Annotated in this window: 20 protein-coding genes and 1 pseudogene; 15 read left to right on the top strand and 6 right to left on the bottom strand. The window is 70.9% G+C overall.

The features are described 5' to 3' along the window. Positions 1-443, top strand: a pseudogene (locus HMPREF3086_RS14725) (magnesium chelatase); the annotation flags it as partial. Between the two features lie 43 nt (positions 444-486). Continuing rightward, the gene (locus HMPREF3086_RS14720) at positions 487-2,505 is read left to right on the top strand and encodes a vWA domain-containing protein (protein ID WP_070722640.1); all 2,019 of its coding nucleotides are present in this window, start codon (positions 487-489) and stop codon (positions 2,503-2,505) included. 7 nt (positions 2,506-2,512) lie between these two features. Here the strand turns inward: HMPREF3086_RS14720 and HMPREF3086_RS14715 are convergent, their stop codons facing one another. The 5 genes from HMPREF3086_RS14715 to HMPREF3086_RS14695 are packed head-to-tail and all read right to left on the bottom strand — an operon-like array spanning position 2,513 to position 6,896. Then, entirely contained in the window at positions 2,513-3,172 is a 660-nt protein-coding gene (locus tag HMPREF3086_RS14715; RefSeq protein WP_007631668.1) for a class I SAM-dependent methyltransferase, read from the bottom strand. Positions 3,173-3,196: 24 nt separating this feature from the next. After that, positions 3,197-3,595: a carboxymuconolactone decarboxylase family protein gene (locus tag HMPREF3086_RS14710; RefSeq protein WP_371441676.1), complete on the bottom strand. Its 399-nt coding sequence runs from the start codon at positions 3,593-3,595 to the stop codon at positions 3,197-3,199. Further along, positions 3,596-4,609: an NAD(P)-dependent oxidoreductase gene (locus HMPREF3086_RS14705; protein ID WP_246831010.1), complete on the bottom strand. Its 1,014-nt coding sequence runs from the start codon at positions 4,607-4,609 to the stop codon at positions 3,596-3,598. A 14-nt stretch (positions 4,610-4,623) separates the two neighbouring features. After that, entirely contained in the window at positions 4,624-5,376 is a 753-nt protein-coding gene (locus HMPREF3086_RS14700) for an SDR family oxidoreductase (RefSeq protein ID WP_070722636.1), read from the bottom strand. Between the two features lie 44 nt (positions 5,377-5,420). Then, the gene (locus tag HMPREF3086_RS14695; protein ID WP_070722633.1) at positions 5,421-6,896 is read right to left on the bottom strand and encodes an aldehyde dehydrogenase; all 1,476 of its coding nucleotides are present in this window, start codon (positions 6,894-6,896) and stop codon (positions 5,421-5,423) included. Positions 6,897-6,983: 87 nt separating this feature from the next. On the opposite strand from HMPREF3086_RS14695, the gene HMPREF3086_RS14690 reads away from it, so the two are divergent. The 9 genes from HMPREF3086_RS14690 (at position 6,984) to HMPREF3086_RS14650 (ending at position 15,725) form a co-directional block, all read left to right on the top strand. Continuing rightward, positions 6,984-7,556 (top strand): TetR/AcrR family transcriptional regulator, encoded by a 573-nt coding sequence (locus tag HMPREF3086_RS14690; protein WP_070722632.1) that lies wholly within the window; start codon positions 6,984-6,986, stop codon positions 7,554-7,556. 8 nt (positions 7,557-7,564) lie between these two features. After that, the gene (locus HMPREF3086_RS14685; RefSeq protein WP_070722630.1) at positions 7,565-8,782 is read left to right on the top strand and encodes a cytochrome P450; all 1,218 of its coding nucleotides are present in this window, start codon (positions 7,565-7,567) and stop codon (positions 8,780-8,782) included. Continuing rightward, positions 8,779-9,573 carry an SDR family oxidoreductase gene (locus HMPREF3086_RS14680; protein ID WP_070722628.1) on the top strand — a complete coding sequence of 265 codons (795 nt, stop codon included), beginning with the start codon at positions 8,779-8,781 and terminating at the stop codon, positions 9,571-9,573. The genes HMPREF3086_RS14685 and HMPREF3086_RS14680 overlap by 4 nt, the downstream gene beginning before the upstream one ends. An 80-nt stretch (positions 9,574-9,653) precedes the next feature. After that, positions 9,654-10,952, top strand: coding sequence for a cytochrome P450 (locus HMPREF3086_RS14675; protein WP_070722642.1), 1,299 nt, complete (start codon positions 9,654-9,656; stop codon positions 10,950-10,952). Further along, on the top strand, positions 10,952-11,152 hold the full coding sequence (locus HMPREF3086_RS14670; protein WP_043568100.1) for a ferredoxin: 201 nt from the start codon (positions 10,952-10,954) through the stop codon (positions 11,150-11,152). The genes HMPREF3086_RS14675 and HMPREF3086_RS14670 overlap by 1 nt, the downstream gene beginning before the upstream one ends. Positions 11,153-11,256: 104 nt before the next feature. After that, positions 11,257-11,832 (top strand): nuclear transport factor 2-like protein, encoded by a 576-nt coding sequence (locus HMPREF3086_RS14665; protein WP_070722624.1) that lies wholly within the window; start codon positions 11,257-11,259, stop codon positions 11,830-11,832. Positions 11,833-11,837: 5 nt separating this feature from the next. Further along, positions 11,838-13,136, top strand: coding sequence for a hypothetical protein (locus HMPREF3086_RS14660; RefSeq protein WP_070722621.1), 1,299 nt, complete (start codon positions 11,838-11,840; stop codon positions 13,134-13,136). 34 nt (positions 13,137-13,170) lie between these two features. After that, positions 13,171-14,832: an AMP-binding protein gene (locus tag HMPREF3086_RS14655; RefSeq protein WP_070722617.1), complete on the top strand. Its 1,662-nt coding sequence runs from the start codon at positions 13,171-13,173 to the stop codon at positions 14,830-14,832. Next, entirely contained in the window at positions 14,829-15,725 is an 897-nt protein-coding gene (locus HMPREF3086_RS14650) for an SDR family NAD(P)-dependent oxidoreductase (protein WP_070722616.1), read from the top strand. The genes HMPREF3086_RS14655 and HMPREF3086_RS14650 overlap by 4 nt, the downstream gene beginning before the upstream one ends. A gap of 78 nt (positions 15,726-15,803) precedes the next feature. On the opposite strand, the gene HMPREF3086_RS14645 is transcribed toward HMPREF3086_RS14650, so the two are convergent. After that, positions 15,804-17,579, bottom strand: coding sequence for an AMP-binding protein (locus HMPREF3086_RS14645; RefSeq protein ID WP_070722614.1), 1,776 nt, complete (start codon positions 17,577-17,579; stop codon positions 15,804-15,806). A gap of 215 nt (positions 17,580-17,794) precedes the next feature. Here HMPREF3086_RS14645 and HMPREF3086_RS14640 point away from each other — a divergent pair, with 215 nt between their 5' ends. Genes HMPREF3086_RS14640 through HMPREF3086_RS14625 form a run of 4 tightly spaced genes read left to right on the top strand, consistent with a single transcriptional unit; the run spans position 17,795 to position 22,311 of the window. Beyond that, positions 17,795-19,321: a CoA-acylating methylmalonate-semialdehyde dehydrogenase gene (locus HMPREF3086_RS14640; RefSeq protein WP_070722612.1), complete on the top strand. Its 1,527-nt coding sequence runs from the start codon at positions 17,795-17,797 to the stop codon at positions 19,319-19,321. A 29-nt stretch (positions 19,322-19,350) separates the two neighbouring features. After that, the gene (locus tag HMPREF3086_RS14635; RefSeq protein WP_070722610.1) at positions 19,351-20,514 is read left to right on the top strand and encodes an acyl-CoA dehydrogenase family protein; all 1,164 of its coding nucleotides are present in this window, start codon (positions 19,351-19,353) and stop codon (positions 20,512-20,514) included. Between the two features lie 3 nt (positions 20,515-20,517). Then, positions 20,518-21,423, top strand: a complete 906-nt coding sequence (gene mmsB / locus HMPREF3086_RS14630) for a 3-hydroxyisobutyrate dehydrogenase (protein ID WP_070722608.1) — start codon at positions 20,518-20,520, stop codon at positions 21,421-21,423. A 24-nt stretch (positions 21,424-21,447) separates the two neighbouring features. Further along, complete coding sequence (locus tag HMPREF3086_RS14625; protein WP_070722606.1) at positions 21,448-22,311, top strand: LuxR C-terminal-related transcriptional regulator; 864 nt, start codon at positions 21,448-21,450, stop codon at positions 22,309-22,311. Positions 22,312-22,361: the final 50 nt, after the last annotated feature.

The raw sequence follows: 22,361 nt of genomic DNA, 5'->3' as shown, positions 1-22,361 counted from the left end.
GGGCCGCCGTCCGCGGGGCCGACGACCCCGGCGAAGCGGTGGCCCGGCTCGTGGACCTCGACGCCGCCGTGGAGGTCCTGCGCGGCAAGATCGAGTTCGAACCCGGCGAGGAGGGGCGCGAATCCGAGATCCTGCGGTACCTGCTCCGCACCGCGACCGTGGACGTGGTGCGCGGGCTCTTCCGCGGCATCGACATGGCCCCGCTCGTCGAGGCGTTCGACGGCTCGGTGACCCTGACCACGGGGGCGAGTGTCACGGCCGCCGAGTTCCTGGCCGCACTGCCCGAGCTGTCCGTACCGGGGCTGTACGACGAGATCGCCGACCGGGTCGGCGCCACCAACGCCGGCCAGCGGGCCGGTGCGATCGAGCTGGCGCTGGAGGGGCTGTACCTCTCGCGGCGCCTGTCCAAGGAGACCGGGGACGGCGCCGCCGTCTACGGCTGACACGCCCCGGTGGCCACGCGGCCGCCGGAGCAGGAGGTGCGCGATGTCGCGACCAGAACCCCGCGCCCGCTACGGACGCTACGTCGGCGGGCCGGACCCGCTCGCGCCCCCGCTCGACCTGTCCGAGGCACTCGACGCGGTGTCCGAGGGCGTCATGGCCGGCTACTCGCCCGAGCAGTCGATGCGCGAGTTCCTGCGCTCCGGCGGCCGCGACCACACCGGGCTCGACGAGCTCGCCGGGCGCGTCCACCGCCGGCGGCGTGAACTGCTGAAGCGCCACCGACTGGGCGGCACCCTCGACGAGGTGTCCAAGCTGCTCGACGAGGCGCTGCTCGCCGAACGCGGGCAGCTCGCCCGTGACACCGAGATGGACCCCATGGACCGCACCCTGCGGGAGATGACCATCGAGAACCTCCCCGACAGCCCGGCGGCCGCGGTGGGGGAACTCAAAGACTACGACTGGGCCTCGCCCGACGCCCGCGAGGCGTACAAGCGGATCCAGGACCTGCTGGGTGCCGAGGCCCTCGACGCGCGGTTCGCCGGCATGAGGCAGGCGCTGGAGAACACCACCGACGCCGACCGGGCGGCGGTGTCCGAGATGCTCTCCGACCTCACCGACCTGCTGGACAAGCACGCCCGCGGGGAGGACACCGACGAGGACTTCCGCGAGTTCATGGACAAACACGGTGATGCGTTCCCCGAGCAGCCGCAGAACGTCGACGAGCTCATCGACACCCTCGCCAAGCGCTCGGCCGCAGCGCAGCGGATGATGCGCTCGATGACCCCGGAGCAGCGGGAGGAGCTCATGGCCCTGTCGCAGCAGGCGTTCGGCTCCCCCGAGCTCTCCGAGCAGCTCGGCAGACTCGACGGATTACTGCAGACACTGCGACCCGGGGAGAACTGGGACGGCTCCGAGGACTTCGAGGGCTCCGAGGGGCTGGGCATGTCCGAGGGGACGGCCGCGATGGCCGAACTCGGCGACCTCGACCGCCTGGCCGAGCAGCTGTCCCGCAGCGACCGGTCGCCGCTGTCCGAACTGGATCTGGAGGCCGTCGCCCGCACCCTCGGCCGCGAGGCGGCGGTGTCCGTCCAGACCCTGGCCCGTCTCGAGCAGGCCATGCGGGACTCGGGCTACCTCAGCCGCCGGTCGGACGGCGACCTGCGACTGTCCCCGGCCGCGCTCCGCAAACTGGGCAGGTCGCTGCTGCGGGACGCCGCCCGCCGGCTGTCCGGCCGCTCGGGCGCGCGGGAGACCCGCGCATCGGGGGCGGCGGGCGACCAGACGGGGTCGAGCCGGGCGTGGGAGTTCGGCGACGTCGAGTCGTGGGACGTGCCGCGGACGATCGGCAACGCGATCTCCCGCATCGCCGCCGAGGGCGGTGACCCCGCCGGCGGGGTCCGGCTCCTGCCCGAGGACATCGAGGTCCGCGAGACCGAGGCCCGGACGCAGGCCGCGGTCGCGCTGCTCGTGGACACCTCGTTCTCCATGGCGATGGAGGGCCGCTGGGTGCCGATGAAACGCACCGCGCTCGCCCTGCATCATCTGGTGAGCACCCGCTTCCGGCAGGACCGGCTCCAGCTCATCTCGTTCGGGCGGTTCGCCCAGTCCCGCACGATCGAGTCACTGTTGTCACTGGACGCCCAGTACGAGGCCGGGACGAACCTGCACCACGCGCTGCTCCTGGCGGGGCGCTTCTTCCGCGAGCACCCGACCATGCAACCGGTCCTGCTCATCGTCACCGACGGCGAACCCACCGCGCACCTGCTCAGTGGCGGCGAACCCTGGTTCGCCTACCCGCCGGACCCGGACACCATCCGCACGACCGTCGACGAACTCGACAGGGTCGCCCGGTTCGGCGCGCAGACCACGTTCTTCCGCCTGGGCGCGGACCCCGGCCTCTCGCGGTTCCTCGACGCGCTGGCCCGGCGGGTCGAGGGCACCGTGGTGGCGCCGGAAGTCGACGACCTCGGGGCCGCCGTGGTGGGGCGGTTCCTGCACACACGCCGCGGCCGCCCGGGCTCCGGTGACGCGTGGAACGCGGGCGGCCGCTGGGCCGTGTGACCCCTGGTCAGGGCATCGGCGCGCCGACCTCGCCGGAGTCCCGGCGCAGGACACGCAGCGAGTCCACGGCGGCCACCTCGGTGAACTGCCCGGACTCCAGGGCACGGCAGTAGATCTCGTACGGCGGGCGACCGCCGTCCTCGGGGTTCGGGAACACGTCGTGGATGAGCAGCGCTCCGCCGATCTTCACCCACGGGGCCCAGCCGGAGTAGTCGGCCTGCGCGGCCTCGGAGGAGTGGCCGCCGTCGATGAAGACGAACGACGCGGGAGTGCCCCACACCCGGGCGACCTGCCGGGAGCTGCCCACCGCGGCGGTCACCACCTCGTCCAGACCCGCGTCCCACATGGTGTGACGGAAGGCGACCAGGGTCTCCAGGCGCCCGGTGTGCGGGTCGACGAGCGAGGTGTCGTGGTACTCCCAGCCCGGCTGGTGCTCCTCCGACCCGCGGTGGTGGTCGACGGTGACGATGCTGCCGCCGGTCACGCGCGCGGCCGCGCCGAGGAACACCGTCGAGCGGCCGCAGTAGGTGCCGATCTCCACGCCCACGCCGTCGCCCAGGTACTCGCAGGCGATCTCGTAGAGAGTCGTGCCCTCCTCCAGTGGCATGAAGCCGGGGGCCGCGAGTGCGACGGCGAGCAGCGAGGGTTCGATCTCGGGTGCGGTCATGACTGTCAACCTAGCGCCCACCCCTCAGCCCTCGGCGCGGCGGGCGGCCTTGCGGGCGCGCGCGACGTGGGGACCCACCACGTTGCCCAGTTTGGTGCCGTTGGGCCAGCCCGCGTAGTAGCAGAGGAAGAGCACGATCTCCTCGAGCTCCTCCGCAGTCAGCTCGCCGTTGCCCAGCGCGGCGCCCACCTGGATGTCGGCGACGTCGGTGTTGCCCTGCGCCGTGAGCGCACCCAGCAGCAGCAGGCGGCGGTCGCGGTGCGTCAGGCCGGGGCGGGACCAGATCCGGCCGAAGAGGTGGTCGGCCGTCTCCGCGAAGTAGTCACCCGGCCCGTCGGACATCTCGAAGCCGTACACCTCGGTCATCATGGCCAGTCCGTGCGTGCGTTCCGGGCTCATCCCGGTGTCTGCGGCCTCGCTCATCTACAATTCCTCGTCGTCGTCGTCATCGTGGTCCTCGCGCCCTCCTGTGCGGGCACCGGCGGCCGCGCGCGCGATCTCGCCCGGTCCCACGCCGAACCCGGAGCCCAGGTCCCGCAGGGCGATGTCCCCGAGCGGCAGGTCCACGCCCAGGCGGTCACCCAGCGCCAACGCCAGGGACAAGTCCTTCTCGCCCAGCGCCCGGACGTGGGTGAACACGCCGTGCCAGAAGTCGTCGGGGGCGATCGGCGCGGTCGTCTCGCGGAGCATCACCGCGCCGGCGCCGCCGGTGATGGCGTCGGTGTGGCGCACCACGCGTCCCAGCTCGGCGATGTCGATGCCGGCGGCCTCGGCCAGCCGGGACGCCTCGGCGGTCGCGGTGAAGGAGATGAAGTGCAGGAGGTTCCGCGCGAGCTTCATCCTCGTGCCCGCTCCCACCTCGCCGGCGTGCACAGGCATCCCCGCCCACAGCGCGAAGGCCGGCTTGCACGCCTCGTAGACCTCCCTCGGTCCACCGACCATCACCGCCAGCTGACCGGACTCCGCGCCCTGCGCGCCACCCGAGACCGGCGCGTCCACCAGGTGCACGCCGTTCGCCGCGCAGAGCTCGGCCAGCTCCACGGCCGTGGAGTCGGAGATGGTGGAGTGCACGGCGATCACGGTGCCGGGCGCGGCCGTCCGCAGGATCCCGTCGGGGCCGTCGACGACCTCGCGGACCTGGGCGTCGTCGAGCACCGTCACGGACACGAGCCGCGCCGTACGCGCGACCTCGGCGCCGGTCGCGACCGCGGTGGCACCCTCGGCGACGAACGGCTCGGTGGCCTCGGCGCGCACGTCGCACACCACCAGGCCGCCGGGCCAGGCCAGGAGGCGCTTGGCGATGGGCGCGCCCATGTTGCCCAGGCCGATGAAACCGACCGGGGCGGGGGAGTCATCGGGCAGGCCGGGGCCGATCTGTGCGGAGTCGGCGTGCCCGCTCATGCCGGCCGGGTCGCTCGGGTCAGGATGCGCGCTCATGACCGGATGCTCGCTCACGATCTAATAACCTGTCCGCCGTCGACGTTGAAGATCTGCCCGGTGATCCACGACGCCTCGTCCGACAGCAGGAACAGCAGCATGCCCACCAGGTCCTCCGGCTGGCCCATGCGCTTGAGGGGCAACTTGTCGACCATCTCCTTGACCATCGACTGCGGCGTCGACGAGCGGTTCGCCTCGGTGTCGATCGGGCCGGGAGCGATCGCGTTGATCCGGATGTTGGAGCCGCCCAGCTCGGTGGCCAGCTGCTGCGTGAGGCCGTTGACGCCGACCTTGGCCAGGCCGTAGAAGCCCGAGTACAGCCAGGCCGCGGTGGAGGACTGGTTGACGATCGCGCCGCCACCGGCGGCGGCCATCTTCTCCCAGCACGCGCGGACCATGAGCAACTGCCCGTTGAGATTCACGGACATGAACTTCTCGTAGTAGTCCCACGGGACGGTGATGAGGAAGTCGAGCTTCATCCCGCCGAAGATCGCGGCGTTGTTGACCAGGAGGTCGAGTTGGCCGAACCTCTCGACCGCCGCGTCGGCGCAGGCGTTCGCCGAGTCCGGGTCGGAGACATCGGTGTGCTGGAAGAACGCCTGGCCGCCGGCCTCGGTGATCTCGGCGGCGACGCGCTCGCCGCCGTCGGCCGCGACGTCGGCCACCACCACGTTCGCGCCCTCGGCGGCCAGCGCCTTGGCGTACTCCTCCCCGATGCCGCCGGCGGCCCCGGTCACGATGGCGGTCTTCACGTCGAAACGTCCCATGTCGTCTGTGTCTCTTCCTGTAGGTGGTGTGCGGTGGTGGCCGGTCAGGCCGGGGTGGCGACGGACTTGATCTCGAGGTACTCCTCGAAGCCCTCGCGCCCCATCTCGCGGCCGATGCCGGACTCCTTGTAGCCGCCGAAGGGCACGTCGGCGCCGTACCACTGCCCGCCGTTGACCCCGAGCGTCCCGGTGCGGATGCCGGCGACGACCTTCTCGACACGCTCGGGGTCCGTGCCCCACACCGCGCCGGACAGGCCGTAGGGCGAGTCGTTGGCGATCCGGATCGCGTCGTCGTCACCGTCGTGGGGGATGACGACCAGGACGGGGCCGAAGATCTCCTCCTGCGCCACGCGAGCAGAGTTGTCGAGGCCGGAGATGAGCGTGGGCTCGACCCAGAAGCCGCGGGCCTTGTCGGGGTCGGAGGGGCGGCCGCCGCCGGTCTCGATGGTCCCGCCCTCCTGCCTGGCCAGCTCGATGTAGCCCTCGACGCGCTCACGCTGCGCGGCGGAGATGACCGGGCCGCAGAACGCGCCGGGGTCGTTCGGGTCCTTCGGGGCGAACGAGGCCATGGCCCCCTTGGCGGCCTCGATCGCCTCGTCGTACCTGGCCCGCGGCACGACGAGCCGGGTGGTGAGCGCGCACCCCTGGCCGGCGTGGGTGCAGGCGTTGAGGGCGGTCATGAAGCAGGCGGTTCCGAGGTCGGCGTCATCGAGCACGACCGACGCCGACTTCCCGCCGAGCTCGAGGAAGACCTTCTTCAGCGTCTCGGCGGCGGCCGCCATGATCTTCTTGCCGGTCGCCGTGGAGCCGGTGAAGGAGATGAGGTCGACCCTCGGGTCCTCGACCAGCTGCGCGCCGAGCCCGTGGTCGGTGCCGGTGACCACGTTGAGCACGCCGGCGGGGATGTCCGTGCGCTCGGCGGCGATCCGGGCCACCGCGGCCGCGATGAGCGGGGTGTCCGGCGCGGGCTTGAGAACTACCGTGCAGCCGGCGGCCAGGGCAGGGCCGATCTTGGCGAGATTGATCTGATTGGGGAAGTTCCACGGTGTGATGGCGCCGACCACACCGATCGCCTCGCGGCGGGTGGACCGGTTCGAGCGCACGCCCATGATCTCGGACTCGCCCAGCTCGGTGACCCACTGGTACGAGTCCACGAGGTCGGCCAGCCAACCGAGGTCCGCCACGGGGCCCTCGAGCTGCGGGCCGGCGGTGAACATCCGGGGCGCGCCGACCTCGGCGATGGTGAGCGCCCGCAGCTCCTCGATCTGGTCCTGCAACGCGTCGCGCAGTTGGCGCAGGCACCGCGCGCGGAACGCGTGGTCGGTGGACCAGTCGGTGGCGTCGAAGGCGGTCCGCGCGGCGGCGATGGCCGCGTCCATGTCCTCGCGTCCCGCGTCCGCGGCCCGGCCGATGACCTCTTCGGTGGCCGGGTTGAGCACGTCGAACGAGGCGCCGCTGGTGGCGGGGCGGAGCTCGCCGCCGATGAGGAGGGGGGCGGTGTCGGTGATGCTCGTCGTCACGGTGAGCCTTCCGTCGGGATGAGTGGTCGTCGGTCGGGTGGACAGCTGTCTAGACGGTAGTCCGGCGGTGGTGTATTGTCCAGACACATGTCCAGTGATCTCCGGTTCGAATCGACGCGGCGCAGGCTCAACGGCCAGCAGGCCGAGACCGTCGACCGTCTCACCACCGCGGCGGTCGAAGTGCTGCGCGAGAAGGGCCCGGGGGGCCTGGCCGTGCGCGGTGTCGCCGCCAGGGCGGGGGTCGCCCCGGCGACCGCGTACACCTACTTCTCCTCCAAGGGCCATCTCATCGCGGAGGTGTTCTGGCGGCGGCTGAGCGAGCACGTGACCGAGCGACCCGAGGGCGGCTCCACCGCCGACAGGGTGGTCGCCGTCCTGCGCGACGTGGCGATGCTCCTGGCCGACGAGCCCGGGCTGTCGTCGGCGGTCACCGCCGCGCTGTTGGGTGACGACCCGGAGGTGTCCCACCTGCGCATCCGGATCGGCGCGGACATCCGCCGTCGCCTCGTGGCGGCGCTGGGGGAGGAGAACGACGACGAGGTCGTCAGTGCGCTGGAGATGGTCTACGCCGGCGCACTCGTCCGGGCGGGGATGGGCTACGGCTCCTACTCGGACATGGCAGACGCGATCGAATCCGCAGCTCGACTGATCCTGAGGTGACACCGGCCATGACCACCAGCGCTCCCGCCCCACTCGTGTTCAGCCCGTACGACTACGCGGTCCACGAGGACCCGTATCCGTACTACGCCCGTCTCCGCGCCGAGGCGCCCGTCTACCACAACGCGGAGTTGGGGTTCTGGGCCCTGAGCAGGCACGCCGACGTGCGGGAGGCGTTCCGGGCACCGGACGTGTTCTCCAACGCCAAGGGCGTCTCACTGGACCCGGCGGCCTACGGTCCGCACGCCTACAAGACGATGTCCTTCCTCGCGATGGACGATCCGCGGCACGCCCGGCTGCGCAAGCTCGTGAGCAAGGGGTTCACCTCCCGCCGCGTCGACGCGCTGTCGGATCAGATCGCGGCCATCTCGCGCCAGTACTGGGACGAGTGTCTGGCACGGTCCCGCGACGGTGAGGCGTTCGACTTCGTCGACGACTACGCGGGCAAGCTGCCCATGGACGTCATCTCGGACCTCATGGGGGTCCCGGAGGCCGACCGCGCCGAGCTGCGCCGCCTGGCCGATCTGGTCATGCACCGCGAGGAGGGCGTCGAGGACGTCCCGCAGGAGTCGATGGTCGCCGCGCTCGACCTGATCACCTACTACCAGGGCATGGTCGCCGAGCGTCGGCGGGTGCGGACCGAGGACCTCACCTCCGCGTTGCTGGACGCCGAGATCGACGGCGAGAGGCTCGACGAGGACGAGATCCTGTCCTTCCTCTTCCTCATGGTGGTCGCCGGGAACGAGACCACCACCAAGCTGCTGGCCAACGCGCTGTTCTGGGGCCACGAGAACCCGGATCAGTCGCGCGCGGTGCTCGACGACCCCGAGCTCGCCCCGGCCTGGGTGGAGGAGACGCTGCGGTTCGACACCTCCAGCCAGCTGGTCCTGCGCACCACGACGCAGGAGACCGCCGTCCGGGGCGTGACGATCCCCGCTGACCAGAAGGTGCTGCTGCTCATCGGCTCCGCCAACCGCGACGAGGAGGTGTTCGAGCGCGGCGACACGTTCGACCTGGCCCGCGACACCTCGGCGAGTCTGAGTTTCGGGCAGGGTCCGCACTTCTGCCTGGGTGCGCACCTGGCCCGCCTCGAGGGGCGCATCGCGCTCGACATGATCTCGCGGTCGATCACCGGGTACGAACTGCTACCGGGTGCCCAGCGTGTGCACTCCTCCAACGTCCGCGGGTTCGCCCACCTGCCGATGCGCGTCGAGGTGGCCCGGCGATGAGCCTGAGGTTCCCGCCCCACCCCGAGGTCACGGGCCGGCCCGCGCTGGTCACCGGGGCCTCCTCGGGCATCGGCCGCGCGTCCGCCGAGGCCCTCGCGGCACTCGGCCACCCGGTCGTCGTCGGCGCGCGCCGTGCCGACCGTCTCGACGACCTCGTCCGGTCCATCCGCGAGGCCGGCGGTGTGGCGACAGCGCGCGCGGTCGACGTCACCGACGCCGACTCCGTCGCCGGGTTCGTCACCGCGGCCACCGACGCCTACGGGGCGCCCGAGGTGCTGGTCTCCAGCGCCGGGACGCTCAAGATGGCCCGGGTCTGGGAACTGTCCCCGGAGGATTTCGCCGCCCAGGTGGACATCCACCTTCTCGCCGTCCACAGGCTGCTGCACGCTGTGCTGCCCGGGATGATCGGGCGCCGCCGCGGGGACGTCGTGCTCATCGGCTCTGACGTCGCCTACACCGCCCGGCCCCGTTCGGGCGCGTACGTCGCCGCCAAGGCCGGCCTGGAGACGATGGCCAAGCAGGCCCGCCGGGAACTCGAGGGCACGGGCGTCCGGCTCGGCGTCGTCCGCCCGGGCCCGGTGATGACCGAGATGGGTACCGAGTTCGACCAGGACACCGCCGAGGCCGTCATCAACGAATGGGTCAGGCACGGCTTCGGCCGACACCCACGGATGTGTAAGCCCGCCGACCTCGCCAGGGGAGTCGCCGCCATGGTGTCGATGCCCCGAGGCGCCCAGATCACCGAGCTGGAGATCCAGCCGGAAGCCCCCATCGAGGAGGACTACTCGTGACCAGCACAGAGACCCCGGTCGACTTCTCGACCCTGAAAGAGCCGACCCGCGTGTCCGGGGGCGAGGGCGAGCTCGGCCACATGGATGAGCTCCGGACCGATCCCATCAGCCTGTTCTGGCGGGTCCGAGAGGAGTGCGGCGAGCTGGGGATCTTCCGGATCGCCGACCGCGACATCTGCCTCGCGTCCGGGGCGGCCGCAAACGAGGCGTTCTTCCGCGCGCCGGACGAGTCGCTGGACCAGGCGGCCGCCTACCCGTTCATGACGCCCGTGTTCGGGGAGGGCGTCGTGTTCGACGCCAGCCCGGAGCGGCGGTCGGAGATGCTGCACAACACCGCCCTGCGCGGGGAGCACATGCGTCAGCACGCGGTCACCATCCCGCGCGAGGTCGAGCGGATGATCGCCGACTGGGGTGACGAGGGCGAGATCGATCTGCTCGAGTGGTTCTCCGAGCTGACCATCTACACCTCGTCGGCATGCCTCATCGGGCCGAAGTTCCGCGAACAGCTCGACGCCCGGTTCGCGCACCTGTACCACGATCTCGAGCAGGGGACCGACCCCCACGCGTACATCGACCCGTACGCCGACATCGAGTCGTTCCGTCGCCGGGACGCCGCCCGCGAAGGTCTGGTGGAGCTCGTCTCGGCGATCATGGACGAGCGGATCGCGAACCCGCCGGCGGACAAGGAGGACCGGGACCTCCTCGACGTGTTGGTGTCGATCAGGAACGAGGACGGCACCCACCGGTTCACGCCTAACGAGGTGACCGGGATCTTCATCTCCATGATGTTCGCCGGCCACCACACCACGTCGGGCACCAGCGCCTGGATGCTCATCGAGCTCCTGCGCCACCCGGAGTACATGGAGCAGGTCCTCGCCGAGCTCGACGAGATCTACGCCGACGGGGCCGAGTACAGCTTCGGCGCGCTCCGCCAGATGCCGAAGGTCGAGAACGCGCTTAAGGAGACCCTGCGGCTGCACCCGCCGCTCATCATCCTCATGCGGGTCGCGCAGGAGGACGTCAAGATCGACGACTTCGTGGTCCGGGCCGGCCAGACCGTCGCCGCCTCGCCGGCGGTGTCCAACCGGCTCCCGGAGGACTTCCCTGACGCCGACTCCTTCGACCCGGACCGCTACTTCGAGCCGAGGCAGGAGGACATCGTCAACCGCTGGACGTGGATCCCGTTCGGTGCCGGCCGGCACCGCTGCGTGGGCGCGGCGTTCGCCCAGCTGCAGATCAAGGCCATCTTCTCGGTCCTGCTCCGGGAGTACGAGTTCGAGCTCGCGCAGCCCGAAAAGAGCTACCACAACGACCACTCGAAGATGGTCGTCCAGCTGGCCCAGCCCTGCAAGGTCCGCTATCGGAAGCGGGTGCTGTGATGCGGGTGGAGGTCGACTTCGACCTGTGTCAGGGCCACGCCGAATGCCAGGCCGAGGCCCCGGACTGGTTCACCGTCGGCAAGGGCGCGGAAGCCAAGGCGCGCGCGAAGCGGGGCGAGATCCCCGAGGACCAGATCGACGCGGTCAGAGACGCCGTGAAGTACTGCCCGACCCAGGCCCTGCGCCTGGTCGGGGACTGACCGCCCCGGAAGCAGAACCTCAACCAGAACATCCGGCGACGAGACCCCGGACCGGCGAACGCCGGACCCGGGTCCTCCGGAACCCACACCCAGGAGTGAATGACGTGACCCGTTTCGACCGCGCCGAGATCGCCGAGTTCGTCGACCGATGGATCGAGGCCAACGCCGAATGTGAGCGCAACAGGGACTGGAAGCCCCTCGCCGAGTTCTTCGCCGAGGACGCGACCTACGGCTGGAACTACGGCACCAAGGACGACTTCATGGCCGTCGGCCGTGACGAGATCCGCGACATCGCCCTCGGCCAGGAGATGGAGGGGCTGGACGGCTGGGAGTACCCCTACATCCGCACGATCATCGACCCCGAGACCGGCGACGTGCTGTGTCTGTGGAAGCAGATCGCCCGTGACACCGTCGACCCGAAGACCGGCGAGCCCTACGAGGTGCACGGTCTGGGTGGGTCGTGGTTCCTCTACAACGGCAACCAGCAGTGGGCCTGGCAGCGCGACTTCTTCGACTTCGGCAACGTCGTGGACCTGATGATGCGCATGTACGAGGCGGACGCGTTGACGCCGTCCATGAAGAAGCGCTTCGAGGGCGCCGGGGGCAAGCCGGCCGGGTGGTACCGCATCGAGGACAGCCCGGCCCCGCTGTGGCCGGTCTCGGCTCCGGACGAGGTCTGAGTCCCATGTCGTCGACGCCCACGCCGCCGCCGGAGCCCGCAGCGCGTCCCGATCCGCTCGAGGCCCTGTCCCACCCGACACTCGCCCGGCTCCTGCCGGACCTGCTCCTCATCGGACAGCTCATCGACCGGGCCGGGATGCCGGCCCTCCTCGGCGAGTTCGGCGTCGACGGCATGCGCGACGTCGCGATCGAGGAGTGGCAGGCCGCCAGCCCGCACTACGCGAAGCGGATGAAAGAGGCGCTGTCCATCACCGGCGACGGGGTCGCCGAGATCTTCAAGGGGTTCCAGCTCGATGTGGGTGCGCCGCCCGAGTTCATGGACTTCCGCTACTCCGTGAGCGACCACGACAACGGTGAGTTCTGGCTCGACCACTGTGGCGCGCTCATGGACGTCGAGCCGATGGGGGATCGCCTGGTCACGACGATGTGTCACGACATCGAGGACCCCACGTTCCCCGCCACCGCCCTGGCGACCAACCCGCTGGCCGTAGTCGAGCCGATCCATCGTCCGCCCCGCAGTCCCGAGGGCCGGACGCCGCACTGCCACTGGCGGGTGCGGATCGATCCCGACGGGGAGCCGTTCCCGTTCCCTGAACCGGCGGTGGAGTCGGCGTCGAGCCGCGTGGTCGGGTTCCGGTTCGACCCGCCGGCACCCCGCGACACCACGGGGGAGGGTGACCGCGACGACTACGCCGGGCCGCTGCTCAGCGACCTGGTCTTCACGGAGTTCACCTCCGCCGCACTCATCAGGATCATCCGCGAGGTCTACCTCCAGATGCACCTGCTCGCCGTGGGATTCCACCAGTCGGTCCGGCGTCGCTCGGACGCCGAGGTCGCCGACCGGTTGCTCGCTTACCAGGCCACCGGGATCGCCGGTGTCGCCGCGGGACGGATCCGGGACGTCCTGGGCGTCGCCGCGGACGCCCCCGGGCTCGCGGCGGTTCTCGACGTGCACCCGCTCGCCGGCCCGACCGCGTACACCGGGTACTCGTCCGAGGTGACCTCCGACGGCACCGGGCTGACCGTCCGGTGGGACACGGCCGCGGACGGGTTCGCCGACGACACCTGGCTACCCCTGCTCGCCCGCGACGGTCTCCGGCCGCTCGCCGCCGCGGCCCAGGCGGTGGACCCGCACTGGACGGTCGAGCGCGTCCCCACCGACGGCTCGCGTGTCGAGGCCGTCCTGCGGTTGGGGGACCGGCCCGCGGAGGAGTCCGAGGAGGTGGCCGTGACCCGCATCAGCACCGGTGCGGCCTTCGACTTCGGCCCCAAGCGGAACGCGCTCCCCATCACCCCCGTCTGAGCCCGACCCGCCGTCACACCCCGGAGGACCAGTCATGGCACACAACTTCGCAGACCTGTTCGAGCACGCGGCGGACGCGTACGGGAGCGACCGTCTGGCGGTGGTCGAGGACGAGCGTCGCCTCACCTACGCCGACCTGGACTCCGAGGCCAACCGGTGGGCCGACGTCCTCGCCTCGCGAGGGGTGGGTGCGGGGGCGCACGTGGCGATCCACCTGCGCAACGGTGTCGACTGCATCGCGCTCTTCGTCGGCGTCCTCAAGCTCCGCGCGGTCCCCATCAGCATCAACTACCGCTACGCGGGATCCGAACTGCGGTACCTCTACGACTACTCTGACGCGTGCGCGCTGGTCTTCCACCGCGAGTTCGCGCCGGCCGTGGCGGCGGCAGCGGACGGTCTGGAGAAGCTGCGGCTCCTCATCGCGGTGGACGACGGCTCCGGAGCCGGAGACCTGCCCGTCGGTGCGCTCGACGCCAGGGAGGCCCTCGCGGCGGCCTCCCCGGAGCGGGTCCCGGCCGACCGCAGCGGCGACGACCTGTTCCTGGTCTTCACCGGCGGCACCACCGGGAAGCCGAAGGGGGTGATGTGGCGCCAGGAGGACCTGTGGCGGAGCCTGGCCGGTGGCGCCGACTACTACACCGGCGAGCCGGTGCCCGACGAGTTCCACCAGTCCCGCTCCGGACTGGGCGGTGACCCGGCGCGCTACCTCGTGCTGCTGCCGCTCATCCACACCTCCGGGCTCATGCCCAGCTTCACGGCCTTGTTCTCCGGCGGTACGTGTCACTACCTGCCGCACTTCCGGGCCGCGGACGTCCTGGAGGAGATCGTCAGCGAGAAGATCCAGATCGTGATCGTCGCCGGCGACGCCATGGTGCGGCCGATGCTCGCGCACATGCGCGAGACCGGCGTGGACACCTCGAGCGTGTTCATGGTCAGCTCCGGGGCCGCGCTGTTGTCCCCGTCGGTCAAGGCCGAGCTGCTCGAGCTGCGTCCCGATCTCATGATCATGGACGCGTTCGGGTCGTCCGAGAGCGGCTTCGGCGGGCTGGGGGTCGCGACCAAGGCCAACCTGGACGACGGTTCGCTGTTCGCCGACCGCGGTCCCCGCATCCCGCGGGGCGCCAACCTGCAGCTGGTCGACGACTTCGACGAGCCGCTGCCCGACGACTCCACGGAGATCGGGTGGATCGTCAAGTCCGGCTACCAGCCCAGCGGCTACTACAAGGACGAGGTTAAGTCCGCCGAGACCTTCCGCGAGATCGCGGGCAGCCGGCGGGTCTTCACGGGGGACCGGGGCCGGTACGACGGCCCGGACAGCATCATCATGCTCGGCCGCGGCAGCCAGGTCATCAACTCCGGCGGGGAGAAGATCTTCGCCGAAGAGGTCGAGTCCGCGCTCAAGGCCGCCGAGGGTGTGCAGGACGCGGTGGCACTGGGAGTACCCGACGAGCGATTCGGGCACCGTGTCGGTGCCGTGATCGAGTGGGCCGAGGGCCATGTGGGGGACTTCGACGCCCTCGAGCAGGCCCTGCGCGCGTCACTGGCGGGTTTCAAGATCCCCGTCGCCTTCTGGGTGGTCGAGAAGATCGAGCGTCACCCCAGCAGCAAGACCGACTACGGCTGGGCCAAGCGGGTCCTCGCCGACCGCGACCCCGTCCATGATCGCCGCGCCGACACGGTGGGCTCGCGGTCATGACGCGAGAGGGCGGCCGGGCCCCGGGGCCCCGGCTGGACGGCCGGGCCGTCGCCGTCACCGGCTCCTCCCGGGGGATCGGTGCCGCGGTGGCCGAAGACCTCGCCGCCCGCGGCGCGGACGTGGTGCTCAACGGACGGGACGCGACGGCGCTGGCCGAGCAGGTCGACGACCTCTCCGAGCGATCGACCGGCCGGATCGCAGGGGTGGTCGGACCCGCGCACGAGCCCGAGGTCGCCGAGGAGATGCTCGCGCGCGCCCGCGAGGGGGAGTCGGTCGTTCGCGGACTCATCACCTGCGCCGGGGTGGCCGAACCCGCCGGTTCCTCGATCCTCACGGTCTCCCACTCCGAGTTCGCCGACCTCATGGACGCCCACCTCGGGACCGTGTTCGCCCCGTGCCGGGTGTTCGCCCCGCACCTGGTGGAGGCGGGATCGGGAGCGATCGTCACCACGTCGTCGTTCGCGTGGAAGGGGGACTACGGCGGCACCGGCTACCCGGCCGGCAAAGGCGCGGTGACGTCGCTGACCATGGCGATGGCCGCGGAACTGGCCGAGCACGGGATCCGGGCCAACGTCGTCTGCCCGGGCGCCCGGACACGATTGTCCAGCGGTGACGGCTACGAGGAGCAGATCCGCGAGCTCGGGCGACGGGGCATGCTCGACGAGCTCAGCGTGGCCGGCGCGCTCGACCCGGCGGGGCCCGAGTACGTGGCACCCCTCTACACCTATCTGGTCTCGGAGCTGTCCGACGGCGTCACCGGGGGCGTGTTCGCCGGATCCGGTGGGTTCATCGGCCGGTTCCCGACCCCCGAGGCGCAGATCCTCGCGTACCGCGACTTCCACGACAACCCACCGTGGACGCCGGAGGAGATCGACGGCCTCGTCCGGGCGTGAGCACCGTCGGTACGCGCCCGTCGCGCCCCCGCCGCGAACTGCGTGGCGGGCGCCGCGCTCACCTCGTCGTCGTCGCCGTCAGCGCAGCGCCTCCTCGCGGAACTCGCCCGGGAAGTCCACCGACGGGCCGTTGTCGACCTCGGCCCTGCGCAGCTCGACGCGCCGGATCTTGCCCGAGATGGTCTTGGGCAGGTCCGTGAACTGCAGCCGGCGGATCCGCTTGTAGCCGGCCAGGTGGGTGCGCGAGTACTCGAAGATCTCCCGCGCCGTGTCCTCGTTCGGCTCCCAGTCCCCGGCCAGGACGACGAACGCCTTGGGCACGCTCAAGCGCACCGGGTCGGGGGAGGGCACCACGGCGGCCTCGGCCACGGCCGGGTGCTCGAGCAGGACCGACTCGAGCTCGAAGGGCGAGATCCGGTAGTCCGAGGACTTGAAGACGTCGTCGGTGCGGCCCACGTAGGTGATGTAGCCGTCCGCGTCCCGGGAGCCCACGTCGCCCGTGTGGTAGAAACCGTCTGCGTACGCGGCGGCGGTCCGCTCGGGGTCGCCGTGGTAGCCGACCATCAGGCCGAGCGGCCGCGGGTCGAGGCGCAGGCAGATCTCACCCTCGGCCCCGTCGCCGGTGACCTCCTGCCCCGTGGCCGGGTCCACCAGCGCCACCTCGAAGCCCGGGCACGGCCGGCCCATGGAGCCGTCCTTGATGGGCTGGCCGGGGGTGTTGGCGATCTGCACGGTGGTCTCGGTCTGGCCGAAGCCGTCGCGGATGGTCACGCCCCACGCGTCGCGGACGCGGCCGATGACCTCCGGGTTGAGCGGCTCACCGGCGCCCACCGCGAGGCGGGGCGGGACCTGCAGCTGGGTGAGGTCGGCCTGGATGAGCATGCGCCACACGGTCGGCGGGCAGCACAGGCTGGTCACACCGCAGCGGTCCATCTCGCGCATCATCGCCGTCGCGTCGAAGCGCGAGTAGTTGTAGATGAACACGCACGAGCCGGCGATCCACGGGGTGAAGACGTTGGACCAGGCGTGCTTGGCCCAGCCGGGCGAGGAGACGTTGAGGTGGACGTCACCGGGCTGCAGGCCGATCCAGTACATGGTCGACAGGTGACCGGCGGGGTACGAGGCGTGCGTGTGCTCGACGAGCTTGGGCTTGCTGGTCGTGCCGGAGGTGAAGTACAGCAGCAGGGTGTCGTCGGCGTGCGTGGTGTGGCTGGGCTCGAAGTCGGGGGAGGCGTCCATCGCGCCGGCCAGATCGATCCAGCCCTCGGGCGCCCCGCCGACGGCGTCACCCACATCGGCCCCGCCGACGGCGCCACTCACGTCGGCCCCGCCGACGGAGATGCGCTGGTAGGCGCCGGAGATGGCGGAGAAGCGGTCGGCCAGTTCGGCGCGGGCGATCACGTGCTTGATGCCACCGCGGGCGATCCGGTCGCGCAGGTCACCCTCGGCCAGCAGGGTGGTCGCGGGGATGACGACGGCGCCGAGCTTGATCGCCGCGAGCATGACGTCCCACAGCTCCACCTGGTTGGCCAGCATGAGCAGGATGCGGTCGCCGGGCTCCACTCCGTGGTCGCGGAGCCAGTTGGCGGTGCGGTCGGAACGGATGCGCATCTCGTCGAACGAGTACTTGGCCTCGGTGGGTGCACCGCCACCGTCGTGCTCCTCGACGATCCACAGCGCGGGATCGTCGTTGCCCTCGGCCTGGACGTCGAACCAGTTCAGCGCCCAGTTCCACTCGTCCAGCTCGGGCCAGGCGAAACCGTCCCGGGCCCCCTCGTAGTCCTGCGCGTGGGCCTGGAGGAAGTCGCGGGCGGCGCGGAACCGGACGGTGGCCTCGGTGGGCAGCGGGGACATGGGTACTCCTGTCGACGGACGTGCCAGTTGTGTAGTGAGTCAGCTCACAGTAGGTCCGTCGTCCGCGGTGGCGGTACACCCGAAAGGGGAGGGTGCGAGCCCGGGTGGCGCCCCGATATGGATTACTAGGAGTTGCAAGTATAGGGTGATGGACATCACGGGAGAGGGGCGCTCGGCAACCCGGCCCAGGCGACCCCGCTGACGAAGGGACGGTCATGTCGGATCTCAGGCAGGTCGAGCACTACATCAACGGCGCGCGCGTCGCGGCCACGGGCGGCCGCACCCAGGAGGTGCTCAACCCGAGCACGGGGAAGGCGCAGGCGGTCGTGCCGCTGGCCACGACGGCCGAGGTCGACGACGTCATCGCCAAGGCCGCCGCCGCGCAGAAGGCGTGGGCCGCGCAGAACCCGCAGAAGCGTGCCCGCGTGCTCATGCGGTTCGTCGACCTGGTCAACCAGAACATGCAGGAGCTCGCGGAGCTGCTGGCGATCGAGCACGGCAAGACGACCCCGGACGCGAAGGGCGACATCCAGCGCGGCCTCGAGGTCATCGAGTTCGCGATCGGCATCCCGCACCTGCTCAAGGGTGAGTACACCGAGAACGCCGGCACCGGCGTGGACGTCTATTCCATGCGCCAGCCGCTCGGCGTGGTCGCCGGCATCACGCCGTTCAACTTCCCGGCCATGATCCCGCTGTGGAAGGCCGGCCCGGCCATCGCGTGCGGCAACGCGTTCGTCCTCAAGCCCTCCGAGCGCGACCCGTCGGTGCCGGTCCGCCTCGCGGAGCTGTTCACCGAGGCCGGTCTGCCGGACGGCATCTTCCAGGTGGTGCACGGCGACAAGGAGGCCGTGGACGCCATCCTGAACAACGACACGATCCAGGCGGTGGGCTTCGTCGGCTCGACCCCGATCGCGCAGTACATCTACGAGAACGCGGCCCGCACGGGCAAGCGCGCGCAGTGCTTCGGTGGCGCCAAGAACCACGCGATCATCATGCCGGACGCCGACATGGACCAGGTCGCTGACGCCCTCGTCGGGGCCGGTTTCGGCTCGGCCGGTGAGCGCTGCATGGCCATCTCGGTGGCCGTGCCGGTCGGCGAGGGCACCGCCGAGAAGCTGATCGAGAAGCTCCTGCCCAAGGTCAAGGAGCTGAAGGTCGGCCACAGCCACGACCCGCAGTCCGACTACGGCCCGCTGGTGACCCCGGAGTCCAAGGAGCGCGTGCTGGACTACATCTCCCAGGGCGCCGATGCGGGCGCGGAGGTGCTCGTCGACGGCCGCGGCGTGGGCGCCTACACGGACTCCTTCAACGGCGAGGACGTCTCGGGCGGCTACTTCGTCGGGCCGACGCTGCTGGACAAGGTCACGACCGACATGAGCGTGTACACCGACGAGATCTTCGGCCCGGTGCTGTCCATCGTCCACGCCAAGGACTTCGAGGAGGCCCTCGCGCTGCCCAGCGACCACGAGTACGGCAACGGCGTGGCCATCTTCACCCGTGACGGTGACGCGGCCCGCGAGTTCGTCTCCCGCGTCGAGGTGGGCATGGTCGGCGTCAACGTGCCGATCCCGGTGCCGATCGCGTACCACACCTTCGGCGGCTGGAAGAAGTCCGGCTTCGGCGACCTCAACCAGCACGGCCCGGAGTCGATCAAGTTCTACTCCAAGGTCAAGACGGTCACGCAGCGGTGGCCCTCGGGGATCAAGGACGGCGCCGAGTTCGTCATCCCCACCATGGACTGACGCCTACCGGGCGTAGGAGAGGAACTTCTATGTTCACGCTTGATGACGACGACAAGGTCATCGTCGACGCCGCACGCGACTTCTCGGACAAGCGGGTCGGGCCCATGGCGCAGGAGTGGGACGAGACCCACCACTTCCCCAAGGACGTCCTGCGCGAGGCCGCCGGGATGGGCATGGGCGCGATCTATGTCTCGGAGGACGTCGGGGGCAGCGGGATGCGTCGCCTGGACGGTGTCCGCATCTTCGAGCAGCTCGCGCGGGGGTGTCCGTCGGTGGCGGCGTACCTGTCGATCCACAACATGTGCGTGTGGATGGTCGACGAGTTCGGCACGGACGAGCAGCGGCAGGAGTGGATCCCGCGGCTGGCCTCGATGGAGCTGTTCGCGAGCTACTGCCTGACCGAGCCGGGCGCCGGTTCGGACGCGGCGGCGCTGCGGACGAAGGCGGTGCGGGACGGCGACCACTACGTGCTCACCGGGACCAAGCAGTTCATCTCCGGTGGCGGGCAGTCGGACGTCTACCTCGTCATGGCGCGGACCGGGGACGCCGGCCCCAAGGGCATCTCGGCGTTCCTGGTCCCCGCGGACTCCGAGGGGCTGAGCTTCGGCGCGGACGAGCGGAAGATGGGCTGGAACGCGCAGCCCACCGCGCAGGTGATCATGGACGGCGTGCGCGTGCCGGCCGCCAACCTCATCGGCGGCGCGGACTCCGGCGGGGAGGGGCTAGGCTTCACCATCGCCATGCGCGGACTCAACGGCGGCCGCATCAACATCGCGGCCTGTTCGCTGGGCGGCGCGCAGGAGGCCTATGCGCGGGCGGTGGCCCACGTGCGGGACCGCGAGGCGTTCGGTGGGGCGCTCATCGACGAGCCGACCATCCGTTTCACCCTCGCGGAGCTGGCCACCGAGCTGGAGGCCAGCCGGCTGATGTTGTGGCGGGCGGCGGCGGCGCTGGACGCCAAGGAGCCCGACCACGTCGAACTGTGCGCCATGGCCAAGCTGTTCGTCACCGACCGCTGCTTCGACATCGCGGACCGGTCGCTGCAGCTGTTCGGCGGTTACGGATATCTATCCGAGTACGGAATCGAGAAGATCGTGCGGGATCTGCGGGTCCACCGCATCCTTGAAGGCACGAACGAGATCATGCGTGTCGTCGTCGGCCGGGCCGTCGCCGCTCGCGGACTGGGAGCGTAGTAGATGAGCAACGTGGACACGAGCAAGCCGACCGTGGCGTTCCTCGGACTGGGCAACATGGGCGGGCCGATGGCCGCCAATCTGGTCGGCGCCGGTCACGAGGTCCGCGGCTTCGATCCGGTCGAGGCCGCGCAGCAGACCGCCCGCGAAGCCGGGGTGACGGTGTGCGGGTCGCCGGCCGAGGCGGTGCAGGGCGCCGCCGTGGTCATCACGATGCTGCCCAACGGTGAGCTGGTGACCTCGACCTACGCTGACGTGCTCGGTTCCGCCGAAGCGGGCACGCTGTTCATCGACTCGTCCACCATCTCGGTCGACGACGCCCGCGCGGTCCACGAGCAGGCGGTGTCGGCCGGGATGCTCCAGGTGGACGCCCCCGTCTCGGGCGGGGTCAAGGGCGCCACCGCCGGCACCCTGGCGTTCATGGTCGGTGGCGAGGACGAGGCGTTCGCGGCCGCGCAGCCGGTCCTCGAGCCGATGGCGGGCAAGGTGATCCACTGCGGCGGTGCCGGTGCGGGCCAGGCCGCGAAGGTCTGCAACAACATGGTCCTGGCCGTGCACCAGATCGCGATCGGTGAGGCGTTCGTCCTGGCCGAGCGGCTGGGGCTCGAGCACCAGGCGCTGTTCGACGTCGTCACCGGCGCGACCGGGAACAGCTGGGCGCTGCACACCAACTGCCCGGTGCCCGGCCCGGTCCCGACCTCTCCGGCGAACAACGAGTTCAAGCCCGGCTTCGCCACCGCACTGATGAACAAGGATCTGGGCCTGGCGCTGGCCGCGCTGGAGAGCACCGGGACCGTGGCGCCGCTCGGCGCGGCGGCCGCGGCACTGTACGACGAGTTCGCGCAGGACAACGGCGACAAGGACTTCAGTGCGATCATCACCAGCATCCGCGACTCCGCGCGGAGCTGACCCGTCAGTACGAGGAGAGTTGCCATGACCACCCTCCGGCCGAGTGATTCGGACGCCGTCCTGGGCGCACTGCGCAGGGCCCGTCAGGAATCCGGGCTCCCGATCGTCTTCGCGGGGGAGGGGAACGGCGAGACCGCCCAGCTCAGCCGGTTCATCGGTGCCCGGACCACCTCGATGCAGGGTCTGCAGGTGGCCAAGGGGCGCGGGCTCGGCGGTCATGTCATGGCGTCCGGGCGGCCCGCGACGGTCCGCGACTACGAGGACTGCTCCGGGATCACCCGGCACTACGCCGAGGCGGTCGGACAGGAGGGCCTGCGGGCCATCATCTCGGTCCCGGTGATGGTCTCGGGCGTCGCGCGCACGATCCTCTACGGCTCGGCGCGCGTGGCCACGCAGCTCGGCGACCACGTGACGAAGACCTTCAACTCGGTGGCCGCCGAGCTGGCCTCGGAGTTCCGGGTCCGCGACGAGGTCGACCGTCGCCTGCGCATGGCCGATGTCGCCGCCGCTGAGCACACCGTCGGCCTGGAGGCCTCGGATCGTGAGCAACTGCGGGTGCTGCACGGTGAGCTGCGCGCGATCGCCGCGGAGCTGGGCGACCCGGCGCTGCGGGACAGGCTGTTGGCCGCGGGGTCGGCTCTCGCCGGGGTCGGGCGCTCGCCTGACGTCGGCGAGGTGCCGGCCTCCGCGAAGTCGGTGCTCTCGCCCCGGGAGATCGACGTCCTCGCCCAGGTGGCGCTGGGGCTGTCCAACGCGGAGGTGGGCGCACGGTTGTCGCTCTCGCCGGAGACGATCAAGGCGTACCTGCGCAACATCGGCACCAAGCTGGGGACGCGGTCGCGGATGGAGTCCGTGGCCCGGGCGCGGCTGCTCGGCCTTCTGCCCTGACCCGCCCCCGGCGCGCCGCATCACCGCCCCGCCCCGCCGTCGCGACGGCG

Source organism: Dietzia sp. HMSC21D01, assembly GCF_001815995.1.
Taxonomy (GTDB): domain Bacteria; phylum Actinomycetota; class Actinomycetes; order Mycobacteriales; family Mycobacteriaceae; genus Dietzia; species Dietzia cinnamea.
This window is presented reverse-complemented; position numbering and strand designations above follow the sequence as displayed.

Excerpts from the sequence above, each read along its gene's own strand:
- HMPREF3086_RS14720 (WP_070722640.1), top strand. The coding sequence starts at position 487 with ATGTCGCGACCAGAACCCCGCGCCCGCTACGGACGCTACGTCGGCGGG.
- HMPREF3086_RS14715 (WP_007631668.1), bottom strand. The coding sequence starts at position 3,172 with ATGACCGCACCCGAGATCGAACCCTCGCTGCTCGCCGTCGCACTCGCG.
- HMPREF3086_RS14710 (WP_371441676.1), bottom strand. The coding sequence starts at position 3,595 with ATGAGCGAGGCCGCAGACACCGGGATGAGCCCGGAACGCACGCACGGA.
- HMPREF3086_RS14705 (WP_246831010.1), bottom strand. The coding sequence starts at position 4,609 with ATGAGCGCGCATCCTGACCCGAGCGACCCGGCCGGCATGAGCGGGCAC.
- HMPREF3086_RS14700 (WP_070722636.1), bottom strand. The coding sequence starts at position 5,376 with ATGGGACGTTTCGACGTGAAGACCGCCATCGTGACCGGGGCCGCCGGC.
- HMPREF3086_RS14690 (WP_070722632.1), top strand. The coding sequence starts at position 6,984 with ATGTCCAGTGATCTCCGGTTCGAATCGACGCGGCGCAGGCTCAACGGC.
- HMPREF3086_RS14685 (WP_070722630.1), top strand. The coding sequence starts at position 7,565 with ATGACCACCAGCGCTCCCGCCCCACTCGTGTTCAGCCCGTACGACTAC.
- HMPREF3086_RS14680 (WP_070722628.1), top strand. The coding sequence starts at position 8,779 with ATGAGCCTGAGGTTCCCGCCCCACCCCGAGGTCACGGGCCGGCCCGCG.
- HMPREF3086_RS14675 (WP_070722642.1), top strand. The coding sequence starts at position 9,654 with ATGGATGAGCTCCGGACCGATCCCATCAGCCTGTTCTGGCGGGTCCGA.
- HMPREF3086_RS14670 (WP_043568100.1), top strand. The coding sequence starts at position 10,952 with ATGCGGGTGGAGGTCGACTTCGACCTGTGTCAGGGCCACGCCGAATGC.
- HMPREF3086_RS14660 (WP_070722621.1), top strand. The coding sequence starts at position 11,838 with ATGTCGTCGACGCCCACGCCGCCGCCGGAGCCCGCAGCGCGTCCCGAT.
- HMPREF3086_RS14655 (WP_070722617.1), top strand. The coding sequence starts at position 13,171 with ATGGCACACAACTTCGCAGACCTGTTCGAGCACGCGGCGGACGCGTAC.
- HMPREF3086_RS14650 (WP_070722616.1), top strand. The coding sequence starts at position 14,829 with ATGACGCGAGAGGGCGGCCGGGCCCCGGGGCCCCGGCTGGACGGCCGG.
- HMPREF3086_RS14645 (WP_070722614.1), bottom strand. The coding sequence starts at position 17,579 with ATGTCCCCGCTGCCCACCGAGGCCACCGTCCGGTTCCGCGCCGCCCGC.
- HMPREF3086_RS14640 (WP_070722612.1), top strand. The coding sequence starts at position 17,795 with ATGTCGGATCTCAGGCAGGTCGAGCACTACATCAACGGCGCGCGCGTC.
- HMPREF3086_RS14635 (WP_070722610.1), top strand. The coding sequence starts at position 19,351 with ATGTTCACGCTTGATGACGACGACAAGGTCATCGTCGACGCCGCACGC.
- mmsB (WP_070722608.1), top strand. The coding sequence starts at position 20,518 with ATGAGCAACGTGGACACGAGCAAGCCGACCGTGGCGTTCCTCGGACTG.
- HMPREF3086_RS14625 (WP_070722606.1), top strand. The coding sequence starts at position 21,448 with ATGACCACCCTCCGGCCGAGTGATTCGGACGCCGTCCTGGGCGCACTG.